Source organism: Ketobacter sp. (assembly GCF_003671495.1).
Classification (GTDB): domain Bacteria; phylum Pseudomonadota; class Gammaproteobacteria; order Pseudomonadales; family Ketobacteraceae; genus Ketobacter.
Map to the genome: position 1 here is coordinate 1 of NZ_RCHN01000030.1, position 9,007 is coordinate 9,007.

A 9,007-nucleotide genomic window follows, 5' to 3' on the forward strand; every position below is an offset into this window, starting at 1 on the left:
TATCAAGAAAGCCTCATGAACGTTAAGTGACAAATGAACTAACCTGGCCTCTACGATCTGATGCTCAAATCTCTTAATTCTCAAGTCTGCGCCAACACGATCCTGTTCCGTTATCAAATTAACTCCATAAGATAATTCAGAAAGTTTCTCAATATAGATACCACCATGAAACTCAACCTCCTGGACAGTAAGCGCCGTATAAACCACACCCTATTCAGAAATAGCAGCTTCAGCTAGCCCAGCCTGCCAAGGCAATAGGTATTCAATATCTTCCACCTGCTCAGCATTGGGTAGCCTGGCAAAGACCAACCGCAGATATTCATAAGGATTGAGCCCATTGGCTTTTGCCGTCTCAATCAAGCTATAGAGGTTCGCACTGGCATGGGCTCCGGCTTGACTGTTGGCAAACAACCAATTTTTCCTGCCGACGGTGAAGGGGCGGATGGCGTTTTCCACAGGGTTATTATCAATGGGGTAAGCCCCATTCTCCAGATAGCCGATCAGCCGTGGCCATTGCTCATGTAAATAAGCCATCGCCTTACCCAACTCCATTTTCGGAGGCGTATACTGCAGGTTTTTGTCCAGCCATTGTCGTAATTTTTCGATTATGGGTTTGGCTTGAGTTTGCCGAATGTGATAACGCTCATCCACAGGCTTATCTTTGATTTGCCGCTCAATGGCGTAAAGCTTTTGGATAAACGCCAATGCCTGATCGGCTTTTCCGGTTTTGTTTTTGCCTTTTTGTTTGGTGGCGCCTTGTGTGAGCTTTTGTGCGCTCACACAAGGCGCCGGGCATGTGCCCAGCAACCCAAGCGCTTGAGTCGTAGCCTATCACAGGCTTTTTGATAGCCTTCGTAGCCATCCACCATAATCGCTGTATTGGGTTGTGTGCCTTGTAAAAAGGTTTCTGCTACCGAGCCACTGCGGCTGGGAGCATAATGGAATACAATGGCTGGGTGATGCCTATAACTGGACATCACCCACATGTGACTTTTGCTTTGTGCTGTTTTGTCTGGCTCTTTCAATACCTGAACCGTGGTTTCATCCAGGTGCATCACGCTTTGCTGGCGTATGTGCTCTTGTATCAGGTTGATCAAGGGCTGAATCAGCTCACCGGCTTTGATCATCCAGTTAGCCATTTGGGTACGATTCAATTCGATACCGATACGCTTGAATAGTTCGGTTTGTCGATACAAGGGTAAAGCGTCGCAGTATTTGTTGGTGGCGATATACGCTAACAGCCCAGGGCTGGCGATGCTCTTTTCTATAGGCTGTTTGGGTTTCTTTGCCGTCACCACATAGTGTTCGCAGCAGGGGCAGGCGTATTTTTTGCGAATGTGACGAATGGCTTTGAGTTGGGCGGGAATGATATCCAGTTGTTCGTGGATTTCCTCACCAATGGGCTTTAGGGCGGAGCCATCGTGGGGGCAGACCTTTTCGGATTCTACCAAGTCGTAGGTGATGTTTTCACGCTCGATGTCGTTCGGAATAGCGATTCGAGAGCGCTTGTTACGGGTATGAGACTTAACGGTGGTGGTGCTTTCTACCTCGGTAACCTCATCGCTTTCGGCAGAATCGCATTCAGCCTCGTTAAACAGCGCAACCTGATCCGGTGACTGCTTTTCACTGGACATGCCAAAGCGTTGCTGGCGCGCTTTCAATAGCGCTTCCTCCAACTGTTTGATGTAGTGTTGTTGTGAGGAAAGTTGATGCTCTTTGGCTTGGAGCTGAGCCTTGAGTTGCTCGTTTTCCTGATGTAGATCAGCGACATTGGACATGCCGCCATTCTAACAAATTAAGGCTTATTGTGCGCTGGAAAAATACAATGGTGGATGGGGTTCCAGACGATTGATGTCCAAGCCGCGCAACAACCAAAGCCATTGTTCATGGCTCAGGGTAACGATGTCGTCTGTGTGCTGGCGCGGCCATTTGAATTTGGCTTTTTCTAATCGCTTGTGCCATAGCGCAAAGCCGGTTTGATCCCAGTAGAGCACCTTGAGTTTGTCGCGGGCTTTATTGCAGAACACAAATACGGATCGGGAAAACGGTGAAAGCCGCATCTGGTCTTCAACGATGACACTCAGGCCATTGATGGCTTTACGGAAATCCACGGGGTGGCGGTGGAGATATATATCGACATCCGAGTGCCAGTCAATCATGATAAGGCGTTTACCAGCGAGGCAATCTCTTGCGGTGACAAGGCTTGATGAATGACTACCTCAGCTGTTGCTGTGCGTACAGTAAGATATCGACTATTGGCTGAAGGCAGAGTTCGTTTAGCTTGGATAAATGGGCTTGATTTTTCCGGCCCGGTTAATTGCTTTTTGCGCAGACTGAAATACCGTGGGCAAACAGAGTGCTCCCGGCAGAATTGAGCTTGGGTTTGGCCGCTGGCTTGTTGTTGCTGGATGAGTTCCAGCCATTGTTCTTGGGTGCGTTTCTTCATGAGTTCCTCCTCTTGGGCGTCTGGAGGAAATTAACGCGCAGTGCTATCCGTTTGATAGGGTGGGGTTCATATGGCGCTTACAACGTAATGCCTTTGCTGTTAACTTTGTAGGGTGTGGTTTATACGGCGCTTACATTTCATCCGCCATGCAGGCTAACACCTTTAGGCTTCACCACATCCAATTGGATACTGAAGCGTTCATCTTTACTGAGCTCCAGATGAAGAAAATTCAATTTCCATTGAGCAGGAACAAAACCAAAAAATATAAAGAACCCATGATTAATATCAAAGCTGCTGATACGAAAAGCTTTTCCTTACTCTTAATAAACTTAACGATTGGAGAAAACTCTTGTTTGCTGAAGGGAAAAACTTCTTTAACCATCAGTAACATAACGACTCCAGATACAAGCAGAAATAAATACTTCCCCATAGCAACTCCTACTAAACCGCTCATGGTCCTCTACGCCCTCCTCGTTATTATAATCAAAACAAATCAGTTCTAATATGAGTAGCTTGTATCATAGCTCCAACTACTTGAACCAAAACTCGAGCTACTTCCCCAAGATGAGGATCCATAACCAAAACCAGTTTCCCATGAGGAATAATTCCATCCCAAAGACCCGCCTATTGATTCATACGAATTGTACATATGTCTTGAGGTTTCCAGAGTCGTATCAATATCGCCAATAGCGTCCAAATAAGAAGGTAACTTCACAATGTTAGAAGGCTTATATAAGCCGGTAGCCAAGCTCGTAGCGTCATAAGCAGCACTATAAACCGGACTATTATAATCTAAACCCATCAAATATGCTGTTTCTGTCTTTATAGATGAAGGTCGCGGATAATCTGTTTCTCGTATGTTATTCAATGCCCCCCACATATTCTCCTTCGCCGCATCAGAACTCAAAGCAAAAGTGGTCAGGCCAAAACTGAACACACCTATGCCCGCTAGTGTTGATATACCTTCAGGAGCCGCCGCTCCAATGATTCCTCCAGCCATTGCGCCCAGGCCCGTTACCATACCAGCAACACCTGCTACAGTACCGACGCCCTGAGTAAAAAGGGCACCCCAATCCTTAACTTCTCCCGATGGATCATAGAAATTAATCGGATTATTAGCTGAATACGCATAATAATTAAACCCATCTTCCACCACATCACTAGAATAAAATCTCCCAACAAAGGGGTCATAATACCTCGCCCTCATGTAAACCAAATTTGTTTCAGCATCCAATTCATGGGTAGCAAAACTATGGTTAGAACCGCTATCTCTCACTTCTCCTATTCTGCTCTCGATACCAAAGGGCGTATAACGCTTTATCCATACTTGAGCACCACTTTCATCCGTTGCTGCAATCATTGATCCCATGGGATTAGAGTGCAAATACGTGATACTCGCATAAGAAGTATTAACTATGCACAATGTGCCACCAAAGATAGCTGTGGCCTTTAGAATTCTTCTCATGATCACGATTCCTTCCGCAAATCAACATTATAAATCTTAGGAATGTATATATAAGACAATAGTAAAATCAACATTAAACAGAACAAATTTTCGGGAGCAAGGCCAATATAAGAAATCAATAGCATCGCAGCTACATTGAGCCTCATCACATAGAGGCTCCAACTGTTGTTTTCCATTTGTTCTAGCCAAAAAGCGCTTGAATCATAGTACGCAGCTATTATCCGAGGCCCAACGATACTGTTAGTTAGTACGTCGTCACGATAGCTCCGGATTACATCCAAACGGTTTTCAGCAAATGTACCTTGAGCAGCAGCTTCAGTCTGGCACGACTGCCCTCCTGGGGTGGATCGGACGACTGAATTGTTACTAGGATCTGGATCGAAGGTTGTACTGGTAACTCTCGCAAATGACAGATCTTCATATCTTTGCAGAGAAATTCCCGTAGCCACAGCATTAAACGTTACGATTTGCCCTTGACTCAGGCCACCGATATTACAACGAAGCTCACTCTCAATAAGCTCACACGTACCAGCAGATATAGTGTATGAATCAATTTTCCCTTCCGGCAGGCGGTGTATAAAAACCACGTTTTCTGCTCTATCTTGCCCCAAATTTGTTACTTCATAACTATAATTTAAATTATCATTGATCACTTCAGCACGGGGTTCTGAAATGGCTAAATCGGATGATTCTAAAGTTCGATCTGCATCCGATATTCTGGGTTGCATTACAAGTGAGATATCACAATTAATTGAGCAAGGGACCTCATTTTCTGCAACCAACATAGAACCCAAACCATAGTATTTATACGCCAATCTAGATTCTACGTTATGTTGGTATATAATTTGGCCTTTATCGCTTCGAAGCGTGATTTTTGTTTGATCCGGTAACATTTCTACAATTCTATGACCACGCCCATCATAATAATATTGTATTCCTAAATCTGATACAGAACTCAGACGAGAAGCATTGTCATAAACGAAACTGTTTCTACCGTTGTTTATTATGTTACCAAGCAGATCATGATCAAAACTGTAGTTGTTTCCAGAACTTGTACTCGCTGTTGTTATGCGTGTTCCTCTTGAGCCGGATGATAGGCCTGAGTAATTCATTGTCACTATCTCTCCAGCCTCCTGCTTTCGCTCAATGTTTCCCAGCAAGTCATAGCTATAATCCACGGCTCCCAATTCATTAACTCCTGACTTTAAGTAGTTGCTCGGAGTATAACGATAGGTTTCAGTGAATCTGGAGGCACCAACACCTATTTGTTTCGCTACAGAATAAATTTGCTTTCGGAAGTTATGCTGATATATCTCTTGTGCTATTAAAGTATTACTGCCATTGGTGATTTCGTAGCTACTTGGAACGTTGTAATCATTCAGCTCAGCTTTATATAACACGCCATTACCGTATTCAAAGCTCTCAAGGTGCTTCGTCGGATGATACGCGGCGTTTATAGCGTAGCTTCCAACGGTAGTGGGTAACCCGTAGCCATTAGGGCGGTATGTTATTCTTTCAGAATCAGGATAAGTGAGTGCCTCCAAAGTTCTATCTTGATTCCATTCATAATCAATATAGAACGTTTCCCCGCTCAAAAAATAGGTAACATCCTCCAATAAGTCTGCAGTGTTGTATTGGTAGGTCATTCTTACATAACCATTATCGATCCATCTTAGATTTCCATTGCGATCATAGTCGTAAGATACATCAGGTGTCCCATTGGTATTGGGGTAATCTTCGTATAGGATCTTATTTTCGTGGTTATATCGATACCTGACTGTAATATCATCGCCTATCGTTTTCTGTCGAATGTTCCCAGATTCATCATAGAATAGTTCTGTAACACCTAAATCCGGACTATTATCATAGTGAATTAGATTTGAATTTGGGTAGTATTCATAAGTTCTTGTTGCTCTGCTTGATATAGTACCCCCCCCCCTTAGAGATCTGAATTGGATCTCCTGCAAGAGTTCTGGCATACAAAGTCGCACTGTAACGATCCGCTTCGAACGATTCACTTTCTTTGATGAAAATGCCATTGATAGATGATTCAGACGGATCACCGTAGGCTGTGGAAATTGTTATATTCTGGATATTCTGACTCAAGCTACCGCTTTCATCTCCACCGGCAGGCAATTCAATAGTTTCAACCTGCACAATGTAGCCATTCAGATCCCAGCCTGAGTACGGCATCCCATTTGGCAAGCATGTCAGGCCATAGCAGGTTCTAATGATATTATTGCGTTGATCTTCTGAATAAACTTTTCTACCTAGTACATCGTACTGAAAGCTAACGCCTGTTATCGGGTTTGATGAGAACGATTTATTCGACTCAAATATCAACTGCGAGTATGAATCATATTCCATTGTCTGATATGTTGTTTCACTTGTTAACAGGTCAGTAATAGCAATAGATGTTTCTCTCCCAAGAGCGTTTAGCTCGATATCGGTCTGTACATTACCTTCTGTAATTCGTTTACGTCTTGGGTTTTCGTTATAATTCCATTCGGTGATTGATCCGGAAAAATCAGGGTGCTCTACACGTTCAACTCGACCCATGTCATCCCGTTGGAACGTTATAGTGACATTTCGGCCGTTTGTAAAATCCGTGATCTCACCCCAATCGTTAACTCCACGCTTCAGGATTATCGAATTTGGTTTTTCCTCTCGTCTTGCGATTCCTCGATAGTAATCCGAGTAGTTTGTGCTATGTTGTATCCCACTCACACGCCATGACTTTGACCTAAGATTGCCATTAGAGTAATACTGAAAAGATTGAGTGCCTAGATTTTGTGTTATCGATCTTAGCAGCCCATTCGAATAGTACTCTCTATCAATTGTCACATCACCACTTCCACCACCATTATCTTGAACTGTTACATCTTCGGTTTTACCTAATATCCAGTCATCATAATTATTGAAATATGAAACTGTCTTCACCCTTGTTGGCTGTACAGAAATACCAGTATCACTATCAATGTACGACATATATGGGCTACCAGATTCTATTATTCGCGTTGGCCGCCCATATGCATCAAAATCTTCGAATACAGTGGTGTATTGGTTCCCATCCTGGTTAGTAACCGTTATTCGTTTTTGCGCTCTTAGTACATTGTTCGCTCTTGGAGATTCCTTTATACGACTAGGCAGATCTATAGTTCCAAGCGTTTCATACTCTAATTCTCGTTTCTGAACCAGAATGTCATTATTATAAATTTCTTCTTGAATAGGTAAACCGAAGTGATCCGACCCCTGACGCAAATTGAAAGTGTATTTCTTTATTGGTGTCGACCCATCAGATGTTTCTGGATACGTGATATCTGTATAACCTTGATTTAAGGATCCATTTTTCCCGTAACTATAGGATCTGGTTACGGTTTCAATACCAGGCCCAGAAACAGTTCGATTTTCTATGGAGTAAACCTGATTTAACTTGGATGTTGTATCTTCAAAGTAGTTTGCATTATGAGCATCGTAAGTATAATCAATCTTTAAGCCCAACGGTGTCGTGACGGATTTCATCAATCCTATAACGGTATTCACTATACCAGGACCGGTTCGTGTTCCATCAGGCATGTAGCCCACCATTGAATCAGGTTCAAACGATAGTACGCCTGTCCAGCGACTGTATAGAAAGTTTCTAGCCCAGTCATTTGACATGAATGGTATACCTCCATTATTCGTGTCAAATTTCTCATATTTCCACGTTGTACCATCAGGGAGCTCCACCTCACTCAGATAGTTTGAGAAGCCGGGGCGCCATTCCTCATAACGGTATTTCCAGACCCGTCCATGTGCTTCAATTGATTCTATTCTTCTACCACTATGATCATGTAGCGTTCGGTTTTCTTTTGGTATTCCCTCCGAAGGGCGTTCATAATTGAAGGTTACCTTACGTCCGTCTGATGCAGTTATTTCACTCACTTTGAAAGTGTTTGGGCAAACAGGGGCAATTCGGGGTGAAATTTGTATCGTACCAGCGTACCAGGCAATATATTCCTGCCACCCAAGACAGAGGTAGTTTTCACTAAGATACTTATATGAAAGGGAATTTCCGTGAGCATCTTCTATCCGAGATGGATACCAAACATTCTGACCTGTCTGTTGCATAAACATTGGATCACCCATAGCTTTACTACGTTTATTAAAGGTATAGGTCTTCCCATCAGGCGAATAGGCAACAAAATTATTCAATTTACCGGATGCATCAGGGGCGCAATCGACCAACCAATTATCAGTGGTCACATACCTTGCATTAAGTCCCCTGCCACTAGTAAATCTTTGCAGATTCTCTCCCATTACTACTTGGTTTCTATTTCTAAGGAGGTTTTTTGTTCCTTCCCCTGGAATAGAAAGTTGAAGCCCTGTATACGTATCTGCAACTGGTACGTCAGTTGAAAACGCAAGGATCATTAAATTAAGAAAGATGCCTGTAATGAATGGTGATTCCTCATCCAGATTGAAGTAGTCAACCATTCCGGCGAATGTAAAAGCCAAATTAAAATTTACAGCGTTAATATTTGCGTTGTAATTATCATCCGCACAGATCCCAGGATTACTAGAAGTATCTACTCCATACGTCTCGAATTTAGTCGTGCCTGTTGGATTTGTGTTCATGGTGATGCGTGGCAAGGAGATGTCCCAATCTTCCATTACGCGCTCAGCGCGCACATTGGACATAAACTTTCTATAAATATTTATGTCAAGTCCACCATTGCCAGACAAGCTTAAATCTAAAGTTTCCCAACTCAATGAACCCTTTCTAATATCAATCAGCTCACCCGGCATACCCGTTTCGTGCTCAAGTGGCACACCACCATGCACTCGACCATATAGGGTCAGGCCTTGTGGGTCTTCCGCTTTGGTAGGGGTGGGAATAAAAAGAAGAGTGGAAAACACAAAAAAGAAACTTGCCAACGTATGGCTTATTTTGCCCATCGTCCTAACGTGCATTACGGTATCCCTGTTTTATTCAGTTCGAAGTTCTATGCAGCAAATCAAAATAGTGATCTCACTACACAGACAAAACAGAGATAAATTTTTTCGAAATTAAGCCCTTCGAATTTTAAACCGTGTTAATTATGGAATAGAAAATC

Annotated in this window: 8 protein-coding genes; all 8 read right to left on the reverse strand. The window is 43.1% G+C overall.

What is annotated here, in order from left to right; translation table 11 throughout:
- Positions 1–210: 210 nt before the first annotated feature.
- A complete protein-coding gene (gene tnpC / locus D9N14_RS14730) occupies positions 211–780 on the reverse strand; it encodes an IS66 family transposase (protein WP_290581016.1) in 570 nt (189 codons plus the stop codon).
- Positions 777–1,778 carry an IS66 family transposase gene (gene tnpC / locus D9N14_RS14735; RefSeq protein ID WP_290581018.1) on the reverse strand — a complete coding sequence of 334 codons (1,002 nt, stop codon included), beginning with the start codon at positions 1,776–1,778 and terminating at the stop codon, positions 777–779. Before tnpC (D9N14_RS14735) ends, tnpC (D9N14_RS14730) begins: the two co-directional genes overlap by 4 nt.
- Before the next feature lie 24 nt (positions 1,779–1,802).
- Complete coding sequence (tnpB, locus tag D9N14_RS14740; protein ID WP_290581020.1) at positions 1,803–2,159, reverse strand: IS66 family insertion sequence element accessory protein TnpB; 357 nt, start codon at positions 2,157–2,159, stop codon at positions 1,803–1,805.
- Positions 2,156–2,446: an IS66 family insertion sequence element accessory protein TnpA gene (tnpA, locus tag D9N14_RS14745; RefSeq protein WP_290581022.1), complete on the reverse strand. Its 291-nt coding sequence runs from the start codon at positions 2,444–2,446 to the stop codon at positions 2,156–2,158. Before tnpA ends, tnpB begins: the two co-directional genes overlap by 4 nt.
- 229 nt (positions 2,447–2,675) lie before the next feature.
- Positions 2,676–2,900 carry a hypothetical protein gene (locus D9N14_RS14750; protein ID WP_290581024.1) on the reverse strand — a complete coding sequence of 75 codons (225 nt, stop codon included), beginning with the start codon at positions 2,898–2,900 and terminating at the stop codon, positions 2,676–2,678.
- Positions 2,901–2,945: 45 nt separating this feature from the next.
- Positions 2,946–3,911 carry an RHS repeat-associated core domain-containing protein gene (locus D9N14_RS14755; RefSeq protein WP_290581026.1) on the reverse strand — a complete coding sequence of 322 codons (966 nt, stop codon included), beginning with the start codon at positions 3,909–3,911 and terminating at the stop codon, positions 2,946–2,948.
- Between the two features lie 2 nt (positions 3,912–3,913).
- Positions 3,914–5,890, reverse strand: coding sequence for a hypothetical protein (locus tag D9N14_RS14760; protein WP_290581028.1), 1,977 nt, complete (start codon positions 5,888–5,890; stop codon positions 3,914–3,916).
- On the reverse strand, positions 5,808–8,864 hold the full coding sequence (locus D9N14_RS14765; protein ID WP_290581030.1) for a hypothetical protein: 3,057 nt from the start codon (positions 8,862–8,864) through the stop codon (positions 5,808–5,810). Before D9N14_RS14765 ends, D9N14_RS14760 begins: the two co-directional genes overlap by 83 nt.
- Between the last annotated feature and the right edge of the window lie 143 nt (positions 8,865–9,007).